Genomic DNA, 22,446 nt, shown 5'->3' on the forward strand with positions numbered 1-22,446 from the left:
GAGCGCTCTCCTCTCTAGAGATCCGAGCGATCAACTAATGTCACGAACTTCCGTTCCAGATGACTAGGGCGTGGACTCATAAGTGCGTAACCAAATTCGGATAGATGCAAGTTTGATGAAGGCGAGGTAGTTTGCCGCGAGTTTGTCGTACCTAGTCGCAACACGCCGACACTGCTTGATCCTGTTAAAGAAACGCTCGACCAAATTGCGCGCCCGATACAGGTACGGACTAAAACAAATAGGATCTTTGCGATTTCGCTTCGGAGGAATGTTGGCCCAAGCGCCGCGTTCACTGACGAGCGCTCTAATCCAATCTGCATCGTATCCACGGTCAGCGAGCAGCATCGCCCTTGATTTCAGATCAGATAGCAGCCCGGTGACGAGCCGGTTATCATGGGCCGCACCGGTCGTCAGTTCGAGACGAACGGGCAATCCGTTGGTATCCACGCAGGCATGTATTTTGGTTGTTAACCCACCTCTCGACCGGCCCATCAGTCTTTTTTCGCTCCCTCCCGCGCAACCTCCATGCTGGTGGACGCGAACAATGGAAGTGTCGATCATCTGGACGGAGCCATCATGAGCTTCGGCGAGGGCTTTCATGATCAGGTCCCAGATGCCAGCCATTCGCCAACGGACGAACCGATTGTAGCAGGTCGTGTAAGGCCCAAAGCTCTCCGGCAGATCGCGCCATGGTGCGCCTGACCGCAATATCCAGAAGATGCCGTTTAGGACACGTCGGTCATTGACCCTCGGTACGCCGCGCGGCTTGTTAGGAAGGAACGGCCTGATGGCGGCCCACTCAAAGTCCGTGAGTTCGTATCTCATGATTCGAGGCCCCGGTTTGAGAGCTTGAATCACGTCTATCTCGGTGTTCGCAACGAGGAATTGTAAGTCCGAGATGAGCCGGATAGCGGACATGCTGCTGATGCACAAAAGCGACGCGAATGACCCTTAACTGACGTCGAGCAACAACTCGCGGCAATCACCGCGTCATAGGATGAGGTGTCGCGCTGTGCGGGGCGGTAATGACGACGCGACGTCTAAATTCTCCGGCTGTCGTAGGCCCAATGTAACAACGCCTGGCGCTGGCGCGGCCGGCAAGTCGGGTCGCACAGTTCGCAATGCTTCCTGATCTGTGACACGTGTCGCCTCATGGCCTTCCAGCGCCCGATCTGTCGCGTGTCCTCCTCAGGCAAGCGCCGGCCTAGGTAGTATCGACAATACCACTGGAACCAGCCGCGCGGATCGTTCGGATGCATCCAGCCCTTTCTCCGCCATTCCGACAAGCTTTGGCTGGCGTCCACGCCGAAATAGTTGCAAAGGCAGTCGCGGCCAAAAGGCGAGAGCTTCGCCCGCGCGAACCAACTCGCGGGAAACTCGTCACGACAATCGGTGAGGTATTTGCCGCAGAACACGCCGAGTTCCAGCATCTGCTTCGGCGTCAAATCGGGCCGGAATTGCGGGTCGAAATCGCGCCCGGCCGGCGCAGACAATACATAGCGGTAGCCTCTTTGCATCTTGTCACTGACGATGACAATGCGGCGGCGCATCCGGCCTCCTGTTAGTTCAATAGCCAGATTGCGCCGTTCAGAACCGAAGCGAATGCCACCCACACCGCGTAAGGCGCGAACAGCAGAGATGCGATCTTATCCCATCGCCAGGTTATCATGATGAAGCCAACGATCGTCATCAGAAGCAGCACGATTACGCCAAGGGCGATATCGATGCGATGGCCTGAGAAGAATATGGGTGACCAAACGAAATTCAGAGCCAGTTGTCCCCACCATAGCTTCATCGGTAAGTTGTTGCGGCCCTCTCTCCAAACACGCCATCCAGCGATCGCGATGATAATATAAAGCATGCTCCAAACCGGGGCAAAGATCCAGTTAGGCGGACTGAAAGGCGGCTTGCTTAGCGCCGCATACCATGCACCGGGCACGGTCGCGAAACCGATGATAAGGCCGCCACCCAGAACGAGCGCAACAAACAAAAGTAAACTACCGAGTTCGGCCGCGCGCATTTTCATTCGAATGGATCTTCGTCGCTGTTGTTCGGCAAAAGAATGTCAGTGGTTCTCTTGTCTCGGATGAGCAGTAGCGATCGCATCTCGTGGGGGGGGCCTTGTCGAGAAGGCGCCAGTCCGCTTTGGGGCAAGGCGGACCGGCGGTCGATCCGTTGAGGGATATGGCCGATCAGTTCTGGGGCGGCAGGATGACCTTGTCGATGACGTGAATCATTCCGTTCGAGGCCGGGATATCAGCCTTTACGACGGTAGCATCGTTGATCGTCACCTTGCCTCCTTTGGTCGTGACCTTCACCATTGCTCCGTTGACGGTCTTGGCCTGGTCCAGCTTAGTTACCTGCTCAGCTTTCACTGCGCCCGGCACCACGTGGTAGGTGAGGATGGCCGTCAGCTTCGCTTTGTTCTCGGGCTTCAGCAGGTTCTCCACCGTGCCGGCCGGCAACTTGGCAAATGCCTCGTCCGTCGGTGCGAACACCGTGAACGGTCCGGGACCTTTCAGGGTAGCAACCAGGTCGGCCGCCTTGAGCGCCGCCGCCAGCGTCTTGAACTGGCCGGCACCGACCGCCGTGTCGACAATGTCCTGATTGCTGGCGCGCGCGAAAGTGCTGCCGATCGCCAAACCTACCACGGCCATGACGACCGCGGCCTTCGACGCAATACCTACTCTGCTCATCTTTTAGCTCCTGTAACTTGCGGGGGCCGGCTTGGCGGCCCGCGTTCCGGTTTCGAGGGACGGGAGAAACGTGTTTTGCCTTGCCCTTCTTGAATGGTAGTAAAACAAATTTTCATCAAGGGCACATTAGCGTGATATGCAAACTAGTTTTCGTGAGGATAAAACGCACGTTCCATCTTTGAACTGGGATGAAATGAGACCGGAACCATGCTATCGGAGACTCTGATCACGGCCCTTAAGGGCTACGCCATCGGCCCAAAGATCCGCCGGCTGCGGCTGCGCAAAAAGCTGGGGCTGGTCCAGCTAAGCGAGCACACCGGTCTCTCGCCGGCGATGCTGTCGAAAATCGAACGCGGGCATCTGTTTCCGACGCTACCGACCTTGTTGCGGATCGCTTTAGTGTTCGGCGTCGGGCTCGATCACTTTTTCAGAGAGGACAGCGACCGGCCGGTACATGCGGTCGTGCGCAAGGCGGACCGCATTCGTCTTCCGGAGAAGGCCGGACGGACTTCGCCCGCTTACTGCTTCGAGTCGCTCGACTATCCGGTCAGCGACCGCAAGCTCAACGGCTATTACGTCGAGTTTGTAAAGGAAGACGAGCAGTCGGAGCCTCACGAGCATCCGGGCGCGGAGATCATCTACGTTTTGGATGGCGAGCTTGTGGTGAACCTGGAGGGAGAGGACTTCACGCTGGGCCAAGGCGATTCGATGTATTTCGATTGCGCTCATCCGCACACTTACCGCCTTAAAGGGTCGTTGCCGTGCGCGGCCATTATCGTCGTGACGCCGAAATCAGCTTCAACGTGACCGGGATCGCAAGACAATCCCCGACGAACAGGAACTATCCCCTGCTCGCCTGCGCTATCAGAAACGACTATCCGTTAGTTTGCTCCGCACGTCCGGGGTGGCACTTTTCTGACCTGAGGCGATGTCCGGATTGAGTCCGCAAAACGTCGGATAGCGGACATCGTTCACAGCCGCGGTAGTGAATCTTGATTTATGAGTACACGGCCTAGTCACATGAATCTAAAGTTCGCCACATAAAGTCTGCTGGGCTTTGTGGCAAAAGCGTTTGACGGAAGCCAAGATCTGGTCTGCGGACTTGGTCCATTTGAAGGGCTTCGGGTTGTTGTTGTGCAATTCGATGAAGGTACGGATGTCGGCTTCGAGCTGCCTGACGGAGGTGTGAACACCTCGCCGGATCTGCTTTCTGGTGAGTTCAGCGAACCAGCGCTCGATCTGATTGATCCACGACGCGGAAGTCGGCGTGAAGTGGACATGATAGTGCGGCCGGCGAGCGAGCCACGCTTTAATCTTGGGGGTCTTGTGGGTAGCGTAGTTGTCCATGACGATATGGACAGCGAGCCCCTCAGGGATTTGAGCGTCGATCTCTTTGAGAAACTTCAAGAACTCGAGCGCCCGATGGCGCTTGTAGCATTTGCCAATGACGAAGCCGGAAGCGACATCGAGCGCGGCAAACAGCGTGGTCGTACCATGCCGCACATAGCTATGCGTGCGACGTTCCGGCACCCCAGGCATCATCGGCAAGACCGGCTGCTCGCGATCGAGTGCCTGGATCTGGCTTTTCTCATCGACACTGAGGACAACGGCTCGGTTAGGCGGCGACAGATAAAGCCCGACAATATCGCGCACCTTATCGACGAATAGCGGATCGCTCGATAGTTTAAATGTCTGGCTGCGGTGCGGCTGCAAGCCGAACGCCGTCCACATTCGGCGGATCGTGGTGTGAGAAAAGCCAGTATCCGCAGCCATCGAGCGGATCGACCAGTGCGTTGCGTCGGGCGGCGTCGTACGCAATGTCCGCTCGATTACCTCGGCAACCTGATCATCGTCGATGGTTCGAGGGCGGCCCGGGCGGGCTTCGTCAAGCAGGCCATCACAACGATCCTTCAAGAATCGGCGGCGCCACTTGCCGACGGTGTGTTCATGGATGCCAAGTTCGGCAGCCACAGACTTGCTTGGCAGACCATCTGCACACCGCAGGATCGCGCGGCATCGCTCAGATAGCGATCGGGCTACACGATGACGACGAACTTGCCTCTCCAAGTACGCCCGCTCCTGCGAACTCAGCACCAACGGCGCGATCGGCCGGCCTTTCACACCTGCATTCGCCACGAGCGCTCTCCTCTCTAGAGATCCGAGCGATCAACTAATGTCACGAACTTCCGTTCCAGATGACTAGTTGCGGGCGTAACTTCATCATCGGCACGCTTACACGAGGGCAACTGCTGCGCTAAGCGCGCAGCCGGCATCGCTGCGGCGAGCCCGCCGTCCGCGGATGCCTATAGAAAAAATGTCAGGAGCAAACGGGCTCCAGCGAATGATCGATGATGAGAAATCATGTCCGTCGCGTAGAGGAAAATACTCTAAGGTGTGCGGCGGATCTTGTAGAGAACGAAGCGCTCGGACCTGTCCAATTCCTTCAGCATGTCTGGCAGCGGGTTCGCCACGCCGGTGCCGAGCAGATAAAGATAGTTGTAATCTCGATACCAGGTGCGGATGAAGGCGGCGTCGTCGGACGCCGTCATCTGGCCTGCGGCGATTGCACTCAGCAGGCGTATCGGCACAGGCCCACCGTAGGGAATGGCGAGACGGCGGACCTCGGTCCGCGCCTGAACCGGCTGCTTGCCGGCCTCGGCGAATACGTTCGGCACGAAAGCATTGGCGTAATGCACCGCCAGGGTCGGCGCATAATACATTGGATACTGAGTGAGGTCCTTGAACGGTGGATCATCGCCCTCTCCGCTGGTCCCGATCAGTATCTTCGAACCACGATCAATCTTCTGAAAAGACCGAATGAAAGCTGAATAGTCTCCACGGTACGACAGCCAGACCACGAGCACGACGGCCAGATTGGCCAGCGTGATGCCGCCGACAATGGCGAGCGCGGCCATCGTCCATCGTCGGCTCGGCAGTGACAGCGAACAGAAGGCGGGAAGGATCAAAGCGGCCGCAGGAAGAACCCGAATATCCGCGAACGCCGTGCCGAATAGCCTTGGCGGGATCGCAAGGTAGAGGAGCGCGAAGCCAGTTGCGACCCAGATCCCGGCAGGCTGCAGCTTTAGCATGCCGCACCTTGCGGCGACGTATAACGCAGCCATTAGCACGAGCGCGCTCGCCCCCGAGACAGCCATGCTGTAGCCGTTCATGATAAAAAATGGCCAGAGCAGCTTGTAGTCAAAATACCAAAACGTGCCCTCGCTTCCGACAGAGCCCGCGGTCAGTCGCATGACGACCAACAGCGCCACGGCCGGTATTGCGAGCGTGACGAGCCGGAGCGCGGCGTCGCGGTAAGGCAGTTTCCGGTCGAAGGCGCGCCACAGCTCATAGAACCCGAGCGTCGCGCCATAGATCCCCAAGGAAAAGAAATGCGCCGCAAACAGCACCACCACGAAAGCTGTGTTGACGGCGAAACGTACCGGAGTTGGTTGCTCGGCGGCGAACAGATAAGCGGCGATGCCCCAGAGCGCGATGCCGAGAGCGCATTCGAAGTTGACGAATCCCCACGTGAACGGCAGGCAGTAGAGGAACAAGAGCGCCGCGAAGCCGGCGAGGTGAACGCGCCGCTTCACAACCCATTCGAGCGCAAGCGCGCCGCCGATGATCAACAACTGGCCGAAAAGAAGAAACAGCCGAGTCGCGTTCTCGGCGCCGATCAGCCGCGCCATTGGCGGGACCACCAAGTCCATCGCCAGATTGGGATAGAAGGCCCAGGCCGCCTGGTAATATGGATTGGCATTGGCGGTGCCCATTTGGCTCAGAAGATACATGCGGGCGAGGTGGTTGAGGTAATCGACCATCGCCGGAATGGGCGTGAGCAGCGTGGGGAGAAGCGACGCGATGGCGAGCAGGGCGAACACAGTGGTCGCGACCGATCGATCTGAGCGAGCACCGCGATCGATGAGATCTTCTGGGATCAGGAGAGCGGGTACATTCACGCGATTACTCCGGGTATTGAAACCCGGTAGGGTTGTTGTTTTCTTCTAGAACTAGTTGCGGTAGAGCCTCCTAATAATTCGTTAAAAGGTTGAGCTATCGAGAAACAGCTACCAGCGGAAGAGTTTCCACTTTTGTTGGGTGAGTTCCGCTTCGGTCCAAGCCCGGACCTCCCATTCGTGACGCGCTATTGGCAAAATAAGCGACATAGAACAGGCGGATGGCGCACCATGCCTCCGGAGCTTGATCTAGCGCAAAGCGCTGAGGCGACTTGGGGCTAAGCTTTCAAGAGCTTCTCAATCGGTCACCTTGTGGATCGCACCAATGATCATTGAGCGCTTAAGCCAAGAGCACCGCAACATTGAGAAACTGCTCGCCATCCTCGAGCGGGAACTTGAGGTTTTCGACCGCGGCGACCGCCCCGACTATGAGGTTATTGGCGCGGTTATCAGCTACTTCGAGCTTTACCCGGAGGTTTACCACCACCCTCAGGAAGACCTGGTCTTCGCCAAGTTGCAAATTCGCGATCCGGCTGCGGCTGCGAAGGTCGGTGATCTCGCCCGCGAACACCAGAAAGGGGCCGAACTCTTGCGCCGCGTCGCTCATGCGGTCGACAACGTTCTTGCCGACCGCGAACTGCTTCGGCAGGACGTGGATGCCATCGTTCGCGATTTCATCGAGCACGAGCGGCGCCACATCATGAAGGAAGATCGCGATTTCTTTCCCGCCGCCCTGAAGGCTCTCGAGCCTGAGGATTGGACGGAGATCGCCTCGGCCATGACCAATCCTGAGGATCCGCTGTTCAGCGAGGCCGCCGAAGAGACGTTCGACGCGTTACGGGCGCGCATCCTGCAGTTGGAACAGGAAGCCGAAGCCGAACGGCACTAGTCAAGCTCATCCGCATGCGCTGATTGGACTCAATGTCCCATCGCTGCCAGTCACTTCCGGCGTACCAGACGGGCCGGCCCGTCCACGAGTGTGGGGTTGGGCTTGGGGCCGTCCAATCGCGTACCGCCCTATTTTGTGCTACCTAGTCGAACAAAAGGTAGCAGGAGGAAGCCAACGATGACTGACGATCAAGTCAATCGCGTCGTTCAGCACCTTTGCGAGCAATTGCACCTGGCGCTCCGATTGAAGGACAGCGAGGCACATCCACCAAACGCCAAGGATATTGGATTTGATCCCGCCTCGGTAAGAACTGTCTTGCTGACCGGGTTGCGTTCGGCGGGCGTCACGATCAACCATGAGGCAGCCGCGGCGGGCGAAGAGCCGCCGTGGTCCTGAACGCAAAACGCGAGACGGAAGCTCGCGCCGATATCTGAGTTGGGTCAAAAGCCGCCGATGGCGGTTATGCCTGGCGATTTCCGGTTTGGGCGCGAAACCTGACGTTCCTGGGCACACGCCCTGGCCCGTCTCGTCATTCCGGGGCGCGCGCCGCGCGAGCCCGGAATCCATCGGGCTGCAGCGTCGGTGGATGAATGGATTCCGGGCTCGCGCCAAGAGGCGCGCCCCGGAATGACGACGGGGCCAATATCCGCGATCCAGACGCAAATGCCGCGAGGATCACCTACGCGACGAGCTGCCGCGCCGCCGCCGAGATCATCACCAGCCCGCCGGTGATCACCGCCGCATCTAGGATCGCGGTGTGGATGTGCACCGGCATCCGCTCGACGAACGCCTTGGCGAGGAATGCGCCGGGGATCGCGATCGCCCCGATCAGCAGTGCGAAGGCGAGCACCTGCGCATTCACGGCGCCGGCGAGGCCGAACACCGAGATCTTGATCAGGCCGGTGCCGAGCGAGATCATCGCATCGGTCGCGATCACGGCGGCGCCTTCGAGGCCTGCGGCCATCAAGAGCGAGAGCAGGATCACGCCGGAGCCGGAGGTGCCGCCGACCAGCACGCCGTAGCCGACGGAGCCTGCGGCAAGGCCGGTGTCGCCGATCCTGACCTGGCGGCGGCGGAGCACGCGGCGCAGCGGCACGCTCAGGATCAGCATGGTGCCGATCACGAGCGCGGCGCCCGCATTGGTGAGGCGCGTATAGCCGTAGGCGCCGAGCGCGGTCGTCAGCGCCGCGCAGGCCAGCACGATCAGCGCGCGGCGGCGGTCGGCATAGCGGACATAGGCGAGCGCACGGCTCGAATTGGTGAAGATCGCGGAGATCGCGATGATCGGCACCACGGGCTCGGCGCCGACGAGGGGCACCAGCACCAGCGGCATCAGCGCGCCGGTGCCGTAGCCGGCGAGACCACCGATGATCGAAGCAAACAACGCCATCAACGCGACCAGCAGAAGCTGAAAGATCGAGATGTCGGCGAAGCCCGAGACGATGGTCACGTTTTCCGTTCGCGGCTGACGCGTGCCGCAGCTTGATCTGCGATGGAAGCGAGCGCGGCTTCCTCTAGTGGAAAATCCGCCGCAAGCCAAGCGTCCTCGGCGAGTGTCAACACATGTCCGAGCGCGGGCCCTTCCGCCATCCCGCGCGCGATGAAGTCGGCGGCGCGGAGCGGAAATTTCGGCGCAGTCCAGCGCTGCGGCAGCTCGGCGAGTTCGCGCCAGCGCGACGAATGCACGTCGCCCGCCGCCCGCGCCCAGCCGAGCAACACGCGATCGTGATAGCGCTCGGCACCGAGCCGGTAGAGCAGCCGCCGCGCATTGGCCTCGTCCTTGGTGGCAAACCGCCACCAGCGGTGCCCCATCGAATCCAGCGCCTTGGCCTCGGCGTTGGAGAGCCGCAGGCGCGTGGCGACGCGCTTGGCGTCTTCCGTCACGGCCACCGTCAGCGCGGCCAGGCGCCGGGTGACGCTCGCCGGCAGGCCAAGCTCGCGCTCGATCGCGACCATGCTCGCCAGCGGCCCGGTATAGGCGACGCCGCCGATCAGCGCCTGCAGCAATCCGCCCTCGGCCATGGCCAGCACGGCGGCGGACGCACCGCCGGCCACCAGCAGCTTCAGCATCTCCATGCGCACCCGCTCGGCCGACAGGCTGGCAAGGCCCGCGCGTCCCCGGATGCAGGCGAGATAGCCGTCGCGGTCGGGCTCGCCGGCGCCGAAGGCGGCGTGGATGCGGAAGAAGCGCAGGATGCGCAAATAATCCTCGGCGATGCGCTGGTCGGGGTCGCCGATGAAGCGCACGCGGCGCGCTCTTGCATCCGCGATCCCGCCGACATGGTCGTACACGACACCGGTCGCATCGACCGACAGGCCGTTCATGGTGAAGTCGCGCCGCTCGGCGTCCTTCACCCAGTCGCGGCCGAACGCGACCTTGGCCTTGCGGCCGAAGGTTTCGGTATCCTCGCGCAGGGTCGTGACTTCGTAGGGATGCCCGTCGATGACCAGCGTGACGGTGCCGTGGTCGATGCCGGTCGGCACGCTCTTGATGCCGGCAGCCTTGGCGCGCCGCACCACCTCCTCCGGCCGCGCCGTGGTCGCGATGTCGATGTCGCCGGGCACAAGACCGAGCAGCGCGTTGCGCACCGCGCCGCCGACCACCCGCGCCTCCTCGCCATCAGCGCCCAGCAATTGCAGGACGCGCGCGGTGCCGCCGGAGATCAGCCATGGCGCATCGGCGAGGATCGGCTCCGCGCTCATCGGCAGGCCCCTATTTTTCCGTGCCCGGCACGAACTTGCCGTTCTCGATATGGGCGGGAACGTAGGTCGACTCCGGGCCGGCGCCGGAGAATTGCGCCAGGCCGATCAGACCCGCGATCACAAGCACGATCGCCATGAGGGCAAGGCGGGCGACGATGGTGACCGGCCAGGACGATTGCACGAACAGGCCGGACCGGCTGGCGGCCAGGAACAACGCATAGACGGCAAAGGGAACGAGGAAAATTCCGATCTCGGTCAGAACCGTCCGGATCATGATGAGTAGATCCGCTCATACAGCACACGCAGCATTCCGGCCGTTGCACCCCAGATGTAACGCTCCGCGAACGGCATCGCATAGTAGAAGCGCTCCATGCCGCGGAATTCCTTGCTGTGCACCTGGTGGTTCGCCGGATTCATCAGGAAGGATAGCGGCACCTCGAACGCATCATCAACCTCGGAGTGGTTGATCGTGAGCGCAAAGCCGGGCCGGACCCTCGCGACCGTCGGCAGGATGCGGAAACCGAAGGCGGTGCCGTAGAGATCGAGATAGCCGATCGGCTCGACGAAGTCTCTGGACAGCCCGACCTCCTCCTCGGCCTCGCGCAGTGCCGCATCGAGCGGCGAGGTGTCGGTCGCGTCGATCTTGCCGCCGGGAAAGGCGATCTGGCCGGCGTGGTCGTTGAGATGCGCCGAACGCTGCGTCAGCAGGACGGTCGGCTCGGGATGGTCCACCACCGCGATCAGGACCGCCGCCGGCCGCACCGGCTGCTCGCGCGCGACGATCTCCAGCATCTTGTCGGTCCCGGGATCGCCCGAGGCCGGAATGATGTTCGGATCGTAGAGGCCGGACGGAACGTCGAAGCCGAGCTTCGCCCTGGAACGGGCAAAGAAATCCGCCGCGCCAAGCGCGACAGGCTCGCTTTTCAGGATAGGCTTGTTCAAAGCGCGGCCCTCACCTCGTCCGCATCGGCCATGGCGAAGAATTCGCCGGCCGATTCGACGCCGAACATCGGCTGGCCATCGACCATCCGCTCCTCGCCCATGTCAACCAGATCGTAATAGAGCGCGCGGGTCACCTTGGCCCAGAGATCGGCGCGGACGTGCAGATAGGGCGTCAGCCCGCCGTCCACTGCCTGCTCGAAGCGCAGCCGGTGCGCGGCATCGCAGGTGACCCAGTCGTCGACATTGGTGCGGAAGCGCAGCACGCGATGGTTGTCCTCGCCGTCCTCTTGCATTTCGACCGCCATGAACGGCGCGTCGTCGACGCGGATGCCGACCTTCTCCACCGGCGTCACGAGGAAATGCTTGTCGCCCTCGCGCTTCAGGATGGTCGAGAACAGGCGGACCAGCGCGTGACGCCCGATTGGCGTCCCCATGTAGAACCAAGTACCATCGGACGCGATTCGGATATCGAGATCGCCGCAGAACGGCGGATTCCATAGATGCACCGGAGGCAGGCCCTTTTTGGCGCCTTCGGCACTGGCAGCACTCTTGGCGGCGGCAGTCAGCCCCTCAAGACCACGATCGGCGCTCTGCCCTTGGTTCGCCATGGTTTGCCCTGACTTTGTCCTTTGGCACGATTGGTGCAGGTTTACGCTGTCCATCGGCGAACGGTTCCACCCCGGATTAGTCCGGTGTGGAGGTCGCCACTTCGTGATGCCCTACATACCCTTAAGCCGATAAGGTGGGGATAGGTTAATTCAACGAATACATGGCCTTCCTGCAAGTCTAGCATAGGGGCCATGACTTGGTTTGACGTCTTCGCTTGAAGTGAAGATTTGATGCATCTGACCTGATGCGATGACATGACGACGCGAGCGAGCCGCGCGGCAGGCTGAAGGAGCTAACGGATGGCGGAGAGTGTCGAGAAACTCGAGGATGGAATCGTCCGCTCGGCCGAGCAGGTCTCGAGCCAGATTCGGGCGGCAAAGGACGCGATCGCGTCCGTCATCTTCGGCCAGGACCGCGTGATCGAGAACACGCTGGTCACCATCCTCTCCGGCGGCCATGCGCTGCTGATCGGCGTGCCGGGCCTTGCCAAGACCAAGCTGGTCGAGACGCTCGGCGTCACGCTCGGTCTCGACGCCAAGCGCATCCAGTTCACGCCCGATTTGATGCCGTCGGACATCCTCGGCGCCGAGGTGCTTGACGAGAGCACCGCGGGCAAGCGTTCCTTCCGCTTCATCGCAGGTCCGGTGTTCGCGCAGCTCCTGATGGCCGACGAGATCAACCGCGCCAGCCCGCGCACGCAGTCGGCGCTGCTCCAGGCGATGCAGGAGCAGCACATCACCGTTGCCGGCGCGCGGCACGATTTGCCGAAGCCGTTCCACGTGCTCGCGACCCAGAACCCGCTGGAGCAGGAAGGCACCTATCCGCTGCCCGAAGCGCAGCTCGACCGCTTCCTGATGGAGATCGACGTCGACTATCCCGATCGCGACGCCGAGCGCCGCATCCTGTTCGAGACCACCGGCGCCGAGGAGACGCTGGCGAAGGGATCGATGACCGCGGATGCGCTGATCACCGCGCAGCGGCTGATCCGGCGCCTGCCGGTCGGCGATTCCGTGGTCGAGGCGATCCTGTCGCTGGTGCGCTCGGCCCGTCCGGGTCCGGACAGCGGCGAGACCGGCAAGTTCATCGCCTGGGGCCCCGGCCCGCGCGCCAGCCAATCCCTGATGCTGGCGGTGCGCGCCCGTGCGCTGATCGACGGACGGCTCGCACCCTCGGTCGACGACGTGCTCGACCTCGCCGAACCTATTCTGAAGCACCGCATGGCGCTGACCTTCCAGGCGCGCGCCGAGGGGCGCACGATTCCGGACGTGATCCGGCAGTTGAAAACACGGATCGGTTGATGGCCGCCGAGAACGGGCACACAACGAAGGAGATCATCGCGATCCGACGTGCCGATGGCGAAAGCCGCACGCTCGCCGCTTCCTTGCCGCGCCTGGTGCTCGAAGCCCGCCGCGTCGCCGCCAACGTCATCCACGGCCTGCACGGAAGGCGCCGCGCCGGCTCCGGCGAAAATTTCTGGCAATACCGCCGCTTCGTCTCCGGCGAGCCGTCGCAGAACGTGGACTGGCGGCGCTCGGCGCGCGACGACCATCTCTATGTCCGCGAGCTCGAATGGGAAGCCTCGCACACGGTCTGGATCTGGCCCGACCGCTCGCCGTCGATGGCGTTTGCCTCGAAGACCGCGCGCGAGTCCAAGCTCGAACGCACGCTGATCGTCGCCTTTGCGCTGGCCGAACTGCTGGTCTCCGGCGGCGAGCGCGTCGGCATTCCCGGGCTGATGGCGCCGACCGCGAGCCGCAGCGTCATCGACAAGATGGCGCAGGCGATGCTGCATGACGATGCCGACCGGCTGAGCCTGCCGCCCTCCTTCGTTCCTTCCGCGCTCGCCGAGATCATCGTGCTGTCGGATTTCTGGTCGCCGATCGCCGAGATCAGGACGACGCTCGCAGGGCTCTCCGGCTCCGGCGCGCATGGCACAATGGTGCAGGTCGTCGATCCCGCCGAGGAGTCCTTCCCCTATTCCGGCCGCGTCGAGTTCGTCGAGCCGGAAGGTTTTGGCGTGATCACCGCCGGCCGCGCCGAAAGCTGGGCGCAGGACTACACCGCGCGGCTCGCGCTGCACCGCGACCAGATCCGCGCCGAGACCTCGAAGCTCGACTGGCTGTTCACGACCCATGCGACCGACCGCTCCGCCGCCGAGCTGCTGCTGTTCCTGCATGCCGGCATGCAGGTGAGCAAGTCGGGCGCGCGCACCACCTCCATCAAAGCGGGGCCGGCCGCATGATGGGATTGCCGCTCGCCTTCACCGAACCGCTGCTCCTGATCGGCCTCGTCAGCCTGCCGGTGCTGTGGTGGCTGCTGCGCGTGATGCCGCCGCGGCCGCGCCGGATCGAGTTTCCGCCGACGCGCCTGCTGTTCGACATCGCGCCAAGGGAAGAGACGCCTTCGCGGACGCCGTGGTGGCTGACTGCGCTGCGGCTTTTGGCTGCGGCCCTCGTAATATTCGCCGCCGCCGGCCCGATCTGGAATCCGCAAACCGGGCTCGCGGGCAGCAAGGCGCCGCTGATGATCATGCTCGACGACGGCTGGAGCGCGGCCTCGAACTGGGACGTCAGGATCAGGGCCGCCGACGAGCTGATCGCCAACGCCGACAACGACCGCCGCGCCATCGCGCTGGTGCCGCTGTCCGAGCCGAACCGCGATATCACCCTGATGCCGGCGGGGGCGGCGCGCGTCGCGCTGCGCCAGCTGGTACCAAAGCCCTATTCGATCGAGCGCGTCGAAACCCTCGCAGCGGTCGATCGCTTCCTCAAGGCCACCGGCGACTGCGAGATCGCCTGGCTGTCGGATGGCGTCGATACCGGGCGCGGCGAGGAATTCGTGCAAGCCCTCGGCAAGACCATCGGCGATCGCAGCCTGACCATCTTCGAAGGCGGCACCTCCTCGCCGCTGGCGCTGGTCGCGGCCGAGAACGCCGCCGCCAGGATGACGGTGAAGGTGCTGCGCACCGACGGCGGCATCGCCGTCGGCACCGTGCGCGCTCTGGACCAGAAGGCATCGCCGATCGGCGAAGCCCGTTATTCGTTCGGCCCGCAGGACAAGGAAACCGAGGCCTCGTTCGACCTGCCGGTCGAGCTGCGCAACGACATCACGCGGCTCGAGATATCGGGCGAGCGCTCCGCCGGCGCGGTGCAGCTGCTCGACAAGCGCTGGCGCCGCCGCGCCATCGGCATCGTCTCGGGCTCGACCAGCGAGACCGCGCAGCCGCTGCTGGCGCCGACCTTCTACCTCACCCGCGCGCTGGCGCCGTTCGCCGACGTGCGGCTCGCCGACAAGGGCTCGCCGCAGCAGGGCATCACCCAGTTCCTCGACCAGAAGCTGCCGATGATCATCCTCGCCGATGTCGGCACCATCGCGCCTGAAATCCGCGAGCGTCTCAATGCCTGGATCGACCAGGGCGGCGTGCTGGTGCGGTTCGCCGGGCCCCGCCTGGCGCAGGCCGAAGACGATCTCGTGCCGGTCAAGCTGCGCAAGGGCGGCCGCACGCTCGGCGGCAGCCTGACCTGGGAGAAGCCGCAACACCTCGCCGCCTTCGCGGCCGACGGTCCGTTTGCCGGCGTCGTGGTCCCCAAGGACGTCACCGTGAGCCGCCAGGTCCTGGCCGAGCCCGATGCCGTGCTCGCCACCAAGAGCTGGGCGTCGCTGGAAGACGGCACCCCGCTGGTGACCGGCGAGCATCGCGGCAAGGGCGTCGTCAGCCTGTTCCACGTCAGCGCCGACATGCGCTGGTCGGATCTGCCGATGTCGGGCATCTTCGTCGAAATGCTGCGGCGGGTCGTCGACATGTCGGGATACACCACCAAGCCCGGCGCCGGCGTTGCCAGCGAGGCGACCACCGAGACGGTGGCGCCGCTGCACATGCTCGACGGCTTCGGCGCCTTCGGTCCGCCGCCGGCCACGGCAAAGCCGCTTCCGGCCGATTATCGCGACCGCGCCACACCCGATCATCCGCCGGGCTTCTATGGTCCTGCAGAAGGACCGCTCGCCGTGAACACGCTTGCTAGCGCCGACCGCATCGCAGCCCTGAACACCGCGAGCCTGCGCGCCCGGCACGCCACCTACACCAATGCCGAGCCGCGCGACTTGCGCGGCTGGCTGCTGTCGACGGCGCTCGCTCTGTTCCTGGTCGACGCCATCATCGTCGCGGTGCTCGGCGGCGGCCTCGCCGCGCTGCTGCGCCGCCGCGCCGCGCCCGCAATGATCCTGCTCGGCCTCGTGCTTGCGGGCCTCTCTGCACTGCCGCCGGCGCCCGCGCGCGCCGACAGCGCCGCGGACGAGTTCGCGATGAAGGCGGTGTCGCAGACCCGCCTCGCCTATGTCGTGACCGGCAATGCCGACGTCGATTCCATCGTCAAGGCCGGCCTGACCGGGCTGACGCTGTTCCTGGCGCAACGCACCGCGCTCGAGGCCGGCGATCCCGTCGGCATCGATCCGGCGCGCGACGAGCTCGCCTTCTTCCCGCTGATCTACTGGCCGATCGTGCCCGGCGCGCCCAAGCCGCCGCAGGACGCCATCAACAAGATCGACGCCTACATGAAGCAGGGCGGCACCGTGCTGTTCGACACCCGCGACGCGATCGAGGCGCCGCCCGGCGACAACGGCGCCTCGCAGACGCCGGGCATGCGGGCGCTGCGCGAGATCCTGTCCTCGCTCGACGTGCCCGAGCTCGAGCCGGTGCCGCGCGAGCACGTGCTGACCAAGACCTTCTATTTGCTGCGCGACTTCCCCGGCCGCTTCAACTCCGGCCAGACCTGGGTCGAGACCCTGCCGCGCGAGGACGACGACGAGAGCGCGCAGCGTCCGGCGCGCGGCGGCGACGGCGTCTCGCCGATCATCATCACCTCGAACGACCTTGCCGGCGCCTGGGCCGTGCGCCCCGACGGCCAGTACATGCTGCCGGTGACCGGCGGCGACACCCGCCAGCGCGAATTCGCCTATCGTGCCGGCGCCAACATCGTGATGTACACGCTGACCGGCAACTACAAGGCCGACCAGGTGCACGCACCGGCCCTGATCGAACGGTTGGGGCAATAGAGATGCGCGTGACGAGCTTGAGCTACACGCCCCGTCATTCCGGGATGGTCCGAAGGACCAGACCGCAGGTGCGCACTGCGCACCGGGGAATCTCGAGATTCCGGATTCGATGCTTCGCATCGCTCCGGAATGACGTTGATAGGTCTGTCTGATGAATTACGGCATCGCGTTCACGCCGCTTGTTCCCGCGATCGTCCTCTGGCTCGCGCTGGCCGCGATCGTCGTCATCGCGCTCGTGCTGGTGCTGGCGCGCGCGCGCGGCGCCGCGGTGCGCGTGGCCGCCCTGGTGCTGTTCCTGCTGGCGCTCGCCAATCCCTCCTTCACCCGCGAGGACCGCGATCCCCTCACCTCGGTCGCCGCGGTCGTCGTAGACAAGAGCCCGAGCCAGAATTTCGGCAACCGCAATCGCGAGGCGGCCCAGGCGCAGGAAGCGCTGGTCGACGGACTGAAGAAGATCAAGGGCCTCGAGGTCCGCGTCGTCGACGCCGGACAGGCCGACGGCGAGACCGACGGCACGAGATTGTTCGGCGCCCTCGCCTCGGCCTTGTCGGACGTGCCGGTCGACCGCGTCGCCGGCGCGTTCCTGATCACCGACGGCCGCGTCCACGACATTCCCGCGAACGCCGCCGCGCTCGGCTTCCAGGCGCCGGTGCACGCACTGATCACCGGGCAGAAGGACGAGCGCGACCGCCGCATCGCGATCACGGCGGCGCCGCGCTTCGGCATCGTCGGGCAAAACCAGACCATCACCTACCGGCTCGACGACCAGGGCGTTTCCGGCGAGCGCGCCAAGGTCACGGTTCGCCGCGACGGCGAGGTCATCAACGAGCGCACGCTCTCGAGCGGCCAGACCGCGAGCGTGGACGTCGACATCAAGCATGCCGGCCCGAACATCGTCGAGATCGAGGCCTCGCCGCTCGAGCGGGAGCTGACGCCGGTGAACAATCGCGCCGTCGTCGCCATCGACGGCGTGCGCGACAAGCTGCGCGTGCTGCTGGTCTCCGGCGAGCCGCATTCCGGCGAGCGCACCTGGCGCAATCTGCTCAAGTCCGACGCCAGCGTCGATCTCGTGCACTTCACCATTCTCCGCCCGCCGGAGAAGCAGGACGGCACGCCGATCAACGAATTGTCGCTGATCGCGTTTCCGACCCGCGAGCTGTTCCAGCAGAAGATCAACGAATTCCAGCTGATCATCTTCGACCGCTACGCCCGCCAGGGCGTGCTGCCGATCGCCTATTTCGACAACATCGCGCGCTATGTGCGCGCGGGCGGCGCGGTGCTGGTCTCGGCCGGTCCCGACTATGCCTCCAACACCAGCATCTGGCGCACGCCGCTGGATTCGGTGCTGCCGGCCGAGCCGGTCGGCGTGACCGAGAAGCCGTTCTATGCGCACCTGTCCGACATCGGCAAACGCCATCCGGTCACGCGCGGGCTGGAGGGCTCGGCCAGCGAGCCGCCACGCTGGAGCCGGTTCTTCCGCACCGTCGACACCCGCAATTCCGTCAACCCGCCGGTCATGACGGGCGTCGACGGCAAGCCGCTCTTGTTCCTGTCGCGCTTCGGCGAGGGACGCGTCGCGCTGCTGCTCTCCGACCACATCTGGCTGTGGGCGCGCGGCTATGAGGGCGGCGGCCCGCATCTCGATCTCTTGCGGCGGATGTCGCACTGGCTGATGAAGCAGCCGGATCTTGATGAAGAAGCGCTGCGCCTCCAGGTCCAGGGCAAGGATCTCGTGGTGGTGCGCCAGACCATGTCGGACAGCGTCCAGCCGGTGAGCGTGACCTCGCCATCGGGCGTGTCGCGCGACCTGACGCTCAACGCCGGCGATCCCGGCGAGTGGCGCGCCAGCCTGCCGGCCAACGAGCTCGGCCTGTGGCAGGCGACCGACGGCACGCTGAAGGCGCTGATCAATGTCGGCCCGACCAATCCGAAGGAGTTTTCGGAAGTCACCTCCACCACCGAGACCCTGAAGCCGCTGACGCAGGCGACCGGCGGCAATGCCGTGCGCGTGGTTGATGGCGCCAGCGTCGAGCTGCCGCGCATCGTGCCGGTGCGCTCGGTGAGCGTCTTCCATGGCGACGGCTGGATGGGCGTGCGGATGCGCGACGCCAGCGTCGTTAAGGGCGTCGGCGTGCTGCCGATCTTCGCCGGCCTGATCGGCCTGCTGCTGCTGCTCGGCGCCTTCGCCGCGACCTGGGTCCGCGAAGGGCGGTGAAGCCCGATAGCTTGAAGTCGAATCGAATTCGGCCAACAGCGACGCTCTCTCCGTTCCCTCCCCCCTTGTGGGGGAGGGGCAGGGAGGGGGGTGCCACACGGGGACTCTTTCCGTCGCGCACTCACACGCGATGCGTTAATAATCGGCACCTTTTCCAGGGCTACCCCCCTCCCTAGCCCTCCCCCACAAGGGGGGAGGGAACGCACCTCCATCGGGGCGCTAGGCCAGGCTTTTCCACCAGGCGTTAGTTGCCCGAACGACACATCGGGTCGGCTGCCTGCAGGCGCGGGGCCGACCTGCCGTTGACATCCGTTCCTCGTTCCTGCGATGTTACATTATAACATCGCGGTATCAGAGGGTGATCCTCGCGATGTGGGGTGGCGTTTCCAGATGAAGTGGTTCCGGTCGAATATCAGGCACGGCGCCCGGCTCGCGTTGTTCGCGATGCTGGTGCAATTCGCGCTGGCATTCGGCCACAGCCACTGGTTCGTCCAGGCCGCCTCCCTCTCCCAAGCCTCGCTCCAGCAGACCGACACCGCCAAGGCGATCGCTTCGACCGACCGCGCCGCGGTCCAGAAGCAATCGCCTTCAGGATCCGACCGGGAGCAGCCGGGCGACGACAATTGCGCCATCTGCGCCGTGGTCGCGATGGCGGGCACTGTGGTGTCCGCGACGCCGCCTCTCCTGGAGCTGCCGCAGGCGATCGAGCTGCTCCACCGCACCATCGACGCCGAGTTCATCCATCTGAAATCGGCCGGCACGGCGTTCCAGCCCCGCGCCCCACCCGCGTCCTGACTCTCGACATCGCTTGATCACGCCCGGGCTCGCCGCGCCACACGCGCGGACGATCGCCCGGGAGCCGTTGAAGTCGAATTCCGTCGCGCCGCGACGGCAGGCCGCCTCCGATCATCAGACAAGCATGCGGACGGCGCCTGACTGGAATCAGGACCATGTCATTTGAATTGCGACGCGTGCAGCGTCTCGCAGGAGCAAGCCTGCTCCTGCTCGGCGCCGCCGCCACATCCGCGCTCGCCCAAGAACCGGTACAACAGCCGGTACAACAGCCTGCGCAGGACAAGTCGTCGGCCGAGCTCCCCGCCATCACCGTGACGGCGCCGAGCCCGATCGTGCGCAGGGTGGTACCGACCCGCAGCCCGGTCCATGTCGCGCGCACCGGACGGTCGCGGAGCCAGCAACACGCGGCCGAAGCTACGCCGCCAGCCGCGGCGTCTGCCGCCGCGCCTCAGCAAGGCGTGCTGCCCATCGTGACCAACCAGTTCGCCACCGTCACGGTGGTGCCGAACGAGGAGATCCGCCGCGAGGGCGGCGGTCAGCTCGGCGATCTCTTGTTCTCCAAGCCGGGCATCACCGGCTCGAGCTTCGCGCCCGGCGCCTCCAGCCGGCCGATCATCCGCGGGCTCGACGTCAACCGCGTCGGCATCGTCGAGAACGGCACCAATTCGGGTGGCGCCTCCGACCTCGGCGAGGATCACTTCGTCCCGATCGATCCGCTCGCGACCAACCAGGTCGAGGTGGTGCGCGGGCCGGCTGCGCTCCGCTACGGCTCGACCTCGATCGGCGGCGTCGTCAGCGCGACCAACAACCGGATTCCGGATGCGCTGCCGAGTTGCGCTCCGTCGTTCCAGACCTACGGCCTCCCGACCAAGGCGCCGCTGGCAACCGCCGAGACCTCGCCTTGCGTCACGGCCGAGACGCGCTCCGCATTCAGCTCGGTCGATCGCGGCGTCGAAAGCGGCGTGCTGCTCGACACCGGCGGCGGCAATTTTGCCTTCCATGCCGACGTCTATGGCCGCACCACCACGGACTACGGCATCCCGAGCTATCCCTATCTGAACGACCAGACGCGATCCGTCGCCAACGGCCGCCAGCCGAACTCGGCGACGCGCTCGGACGGCGCCTCGATCGGCGGCTCCTACTTCTTCCAGGGCGGCTATATCGGGGCTGCGATCACGCAGAACGACTCGCTCTACCACATCCCCGGCATCGACGGCGCCGACCACAACACGCGCATCGACGGTCACCAGACCAAGATCAACGTCAAGGGCGAGTACCGTCCCGATGCGGCCGCGATCGACACGATCCGGTTCTGGGCCGGCGCGACCGACTACCGGCACAACGAGATCGGGCTTGCCGATCCCGCCGACCCCAACAGCGACGGCGTGCGGCAGACCTTTACCAACAAGGAGCAGGAGATCCGCACCGAGGTGCAGCTGATGCCGTTCAACGCGCGCTTCGCCGAGGTGACGACGGCGCTGGGCTTCCAGGTCGGCCACCAGGAACTGACCGCGCCGAGCCCGGACAATCCCGGCACGCTGTTCAACGGCCTGTGGGACCCCAACAACAACACGCGCGTTGCTGGTTACGCCTTCAACGAGTTCAAGTTCACCGACGCGACGCGGGCGCAGATCGCCGGCCGCATCGAGCATGTCGAGCTGCACGGCACGACGCCGAATTTCCCGGCCGACTTCCTGCCCGACGGCACGCCGCAGGTGGCGATCGCGCGCAATCCGTCCTACACGCCGAAGAGCGGCAGCATCGGCCTGTTGCAGGACCTGCCGGGCGGCATGGTCGGCAGCATCACCGCGCAATATGTCGAGCGCGCGCCGAAGGCGGCGGAACTGTTCTCGCGCGGCGCGCATGATGCGACCGCGACGTTCGACATCGGCAATCCGAACCTGACGATCGAGACCGCAAAGTCCGTCGAGCTCGGCGTGCGCAAGGCGACGGGGCCGTTCCGGTTCGAGGCGACCGTCTACTACACGCATTTCGACAATTTCATCTTCCGCCGCCTCACCGGCGTGATGTGCGGCGACGACTTCGCCTCGTGCGGCACGCCCGGGGCCGAGCTGAACCAGGCGGTCTACTCGCAGCGGAACGCGAACTTCCGTGGCGGCGAATTCCAGTCGCAGCTCGACGTCGGCGCGTTCCAGGGCGGCATCTGGGGCATCGAGAACCAGCTCGACGTGGTTCGCGCCACCTTCACCGACGGCACCAACGTGCCGCGGATTCCGCCGCTCAGAATGGGCGGCGGCGTGTTCTGGCGCGACGACAACTGGCTGATGCGCGTCAACCTGTTGCACGCCTTCGCGCAGAACAACGTCGCCGTGATCGCGGAGACGCCGACGGCAGGCTACAACCTCCTGAAGGCCGAGGTGAGCTACAAGACCAAGCTCGACCGCAACTGGTTCGGTGCGCGCGAGATGATTGCCGGCGTCGTCGGCAACAATCTCCTCAACGAGAGCATCCGCAACTCGGTGTCCTACACCAAGGACGAGGTGCTGATGCCCGGCATCGGCGTGCGGGCGTTCGCGAACTTCAAGTTCTGATCGCCTCCAGCCGGGGCCTGCGGGCCCCGGTACACCC

At 64.4% G+C, this 22,446-nt stretch carries 20 protein-coding genes; 9 read left to right on the plus strand and 11 right to left on the minus strand.

Annotated elements, in window-relative coordinates; genetic code table 11:
• Nucleotides 1–63: 63 nt before the first annotated feature.
• The 4 genes from AB5K84_RS34890 to AB5K84_RS34905 all read right to left on the minus strand — a co-directional run bounded on the left by AB5K84_RS34890 (nt 64) and on the right by AB5K84_RS34905 (nt 2,696).
• Nucleotides 64–825: an IS5 family transposase gene (locus tag AB5K84_RS34890; protein ID WP_063921609.1), complete on the minus strand. Its 762-nt coding sequence runs from the start codon at nt 823–825 to the stop codon at nt 64–66.
• Between the two features lie 215 nt (nt 826–1,040).
• The gene (locus AB5K84_RS34895) at nt 1,041–1,550 is read right to left on the minus strand and encodes a hypothetical protein (RefSeq protein WP_063921413.1); all 510 of its coding nucleotides are present in this window, start codon (nt 1,548–1,550) and stop codon (nt 1,041–1,043) included.
• Between the two features lie 11 nt (nt 1,551–1,561).
• Nucleotides 1,562–2,026, minus strand: a complete 465-nt coding sequence (locus AB5K84_RS34900) for a TspO/MBR family protein (RefSeq protein WP_011085262.1) — start codon at nt 2,024–2,026, stop codon at nt 1,562–1,564.
• A gap of 166 nt (nt 2,027–2,192) precedes the next feature.
• Nucleotides 2,193–2,696 (minus strand): fasciclin domain-containing protein, encoded by a 504-nt coding sequence (locus AB5K84_RS34905; RefSeq protein ID WP_011085261.1) that lies wholly within the window; start codon nt 2,694–2,696, stop codon nt 2,193–2,195.
• Nucleotides 2,697–2,903: 207 nt separating this feature from the next.
• Here AB5K84_RS34905 and AB5K84_RS34910 point away from each other — a divergent pair, with 207 nt between their 5' ends.
• Nucleotides 2,904–3,503: a helix-turn-helix domain-containing protein gene (locus tag AB5K84_RS34910; RefSeq protein ID WP_011085260.1), complete on the plus strand. Its 600-nt coding sequence runs from the start codon at nt 2,904–2,906 to the stop codon at nt 3,501–3,503.
• 219 nt (nt 3,504–3,722) lie between these two features.
• On the opposite strand, the gene AB5K84_RS34915 is transcribed toward AB5K84_RS34910, so the two are convergent.
• Both AB5K84_RS34915 and AB5K84_RS34920 read right to left on the minus strand, forming a co-directional pair.
• Nucleotides 3,723–4,832 (minus strand): IS630-like element ISBj5 family transposase, encoded by a 1,110-nt coding sequence (locus AB5K84_RS34915; RefSeq protein WP_011085265.1) that lies wholly within the window; start codon nt 4,830–4,832, stop codon nt 3,723–3,725.
• Between the two features lie 251 nt (nt 4,833–5,083).
• Nucleotides 5,084–6,655, minus strand: coding sequence for a hypothetical protein (locus AB5K84_RS34920; RefSeq protein WP_011085259.1), 1,572 nt, complete (start codon nt 6,653–6,655; stop codon nt 5,084–5,086).
• Nucleotides 6,656–6,977: 322 nt separating this feature from the next.
• Between AB5K84_RS34920 and AB5K84_RS34925 the strand changes: the two genes are divergently transcribed.
• Nucleotides 6,978–7,541 carry a hemerythrin domain-containing protein gene (locus AB5K84_RS34925; protein WP_011085258.1) on the plus strand — a complete coding sequence of 188 codons (564 nt, stop codon included), beginning with the start codon at nt 6,978–6,980 and terminating at the stop codon, nt 7,539–7,541.
• Nucleotides 7,542–7,718: 177 nt separating this feature from the next.
• Nucleotides 7,719–7,937, plus strand: coding sequence for a hypothetical protein (locus AB5K84_RS34930; RefSeq protein ID WP_039183971.1), 219 nt, complete (start codon nt 7,719–7,721; stop codon nt 7,935–7,937).
• 283 nt (nt 7,938–8,220) lie between these two features.
• On the opposite strand, the gene AB5K84_RS34935 is transcribed toward AB5K84_RS34930, so the two are convergent.
• The 5 genes from AB5K84_RS34935 to AB5K84_RS34955 are packed head-to-tail and all read right to left on the minus strand — an operon-like array spanning nt 8,221 to nt 11,794.
• The gene (locus tag AB5K84_RS34935) at nt 8,221–8,991 is read right to left on the minus strand and encodes a sulfite exporter TauE/SafE family protein (protein WP_011085257.1); all 771 of its coding nucleotides are present in this window, start codon (nt 8,989–8,991) and stop codon (nt 8,221–8,223) included.
• Entirely contained in the window at nt 8,988–10,244 is a 1,257-nt protein-coding gene (locus AB5K84_RS34940) for a CCA tRNA nucleotidyltransferase (protein ID WP_011085256.1), read from the minus strand. The genes AB5K84_RS34935 and AB5K84_RS34940 overlap by 4 nt, the downstream gene beginning before the upstream one ends.
• A gap of 10 nt (nt 10,245–10,254) precedes the next feature.
• A complete protein-coding gene (locus tag AB5K84_RS34945) occupies nt 10,255–10,518 on the minus strand; it encodes a DUF6111 family protein (protein ID WP_011085255.1) in 264 nt (87 codons plus the stop codon).
• Nucleotides 10,515–11,186 (minus strand): CoA pyrophosphatase, encoded by a 672-nt coding sequence (locus AB5K84_RS34950; RefSeq protein ID WP_038967402.1) that lies wholly within the window; start codon nt 11,184–11,186, stop codon nt 10,515–10,517. Before AB5K84_RS34950 ends, AB5K84_RS34945 begins: the two co-directional genes overlap by 4 nt.
• Complete coding sequence (locus AB5K84_RS34955) at nt 11,183–11,794, minus strand: DUF1285 domain-containing protein (protein WP_028175034.1); 612 nt, start codon at nt 11,792–11,794, stop codon at nt 11,183–11,185. The genes AB5K84_RS34950 and AB5K84_RS34955 overlap by 4 nt, the downstream gene beginning before the upstream one ends.
• A gap of 300 nt (nt 11,795–12,094) precedes the next feature.
• Between AB5K84_RS34955 and AB5K84_RS34960 the strand changes: the two genes are divergently transcribed.
• The 6 genes from AB5K84_RS34960 (at nt 12,095) to AB5K84_RS34985 (ending at nt 22,409) form a co-directional block, all read left to right on the plus strand.
• Nucleotides 12,095–13,093, plus strand: a complete 999-nt coding sequence (locus tag AB5K84_RS34960; RefSeq protein WP_011085252.1) for an AAA family ATPase — start codon at nt 12,095–12,097, stop codon at nt 13,091–13,093.
• Nucleotides 13,093–14,037 carry a DUF58 domain-containing protein gene (locus AB5K84_RS34965; RefSeq protein WP_011085251.1) on the plus strand — a complete coding sequence of 315 codons (945 nt, stop codon included), beginning with the start codon at nt 13,093–13,095 and terminating at the stop codon, nt 14,035–14,037. The genes AB5K84_RS34960 and AB5K84_RS34965 overlap by 1 nt, the downstream gene beginning before the upstream one ends.
• Complete coding sequence (locus tag AB5K84_RS34970) at nt 14,034–16,847, plus strand: DUF4159 domain-containing protein (protein WP_011085250.1); 2,814 nt, start codon at nt 14,034–14,036, stop codon at nt 16,845–16,847. The genes AB5K84_RS34965 and AB5K84_RS34970 overlap by 4 nt, the downstream gene beginning before the upstream one ends.
• A 151-nt stretch (nt 16,848–16,998) precedes the next feature.
• The gene (locus AB5K84_RS34975; protein WP_011085249.1) at nt 16,999–19,062 is read left to right on the plus strand and encodes a membrane protein; all 2,064 of its coding nucleotides are present in this window, start codon (nt 16,999–17,001) and stop codon (nt 19,060–19,062) included.
• 390 nt (nt 19,063–19,452) lie between these two features.
• Complete coding sequence (locus AB5K84_RS34980; RefSeq protein ID WP_038967401.1) at nt 19,453–19,857, plus strand: DUF2946 domain-containing protein; 405 nt, start codon at nt 19,453–19,455, stop codon at nt 19,855–19,857.
• Between the two features lie 155 nt (nt 19,858–20,012).
• Nucleotides 20,013–22,409, plus strand: a complete 2,397-nt coding sequence (locus tag AB5K84_RS34985) for a TonB-dependent receptor (protein ID WP_011085247.1) — start codon at nt 20,013–20,015, stop codon at nt 22,407–22,409.
• The last annotated feature ends 37 nt before the right edge of the window (nt 22,410–22,446 follow it).

Source organism: Bradyrhizobium sp. 1200_D9_N1_1 (assembly GCF_052075915.1).
GTDB lineage: Bacteria > Pseudomonadota > Alphaproteobacteria > Rhizobiales > Xanthobacteraceae > Bradyrhizobium > Bradyrhizobium diazoefficiens.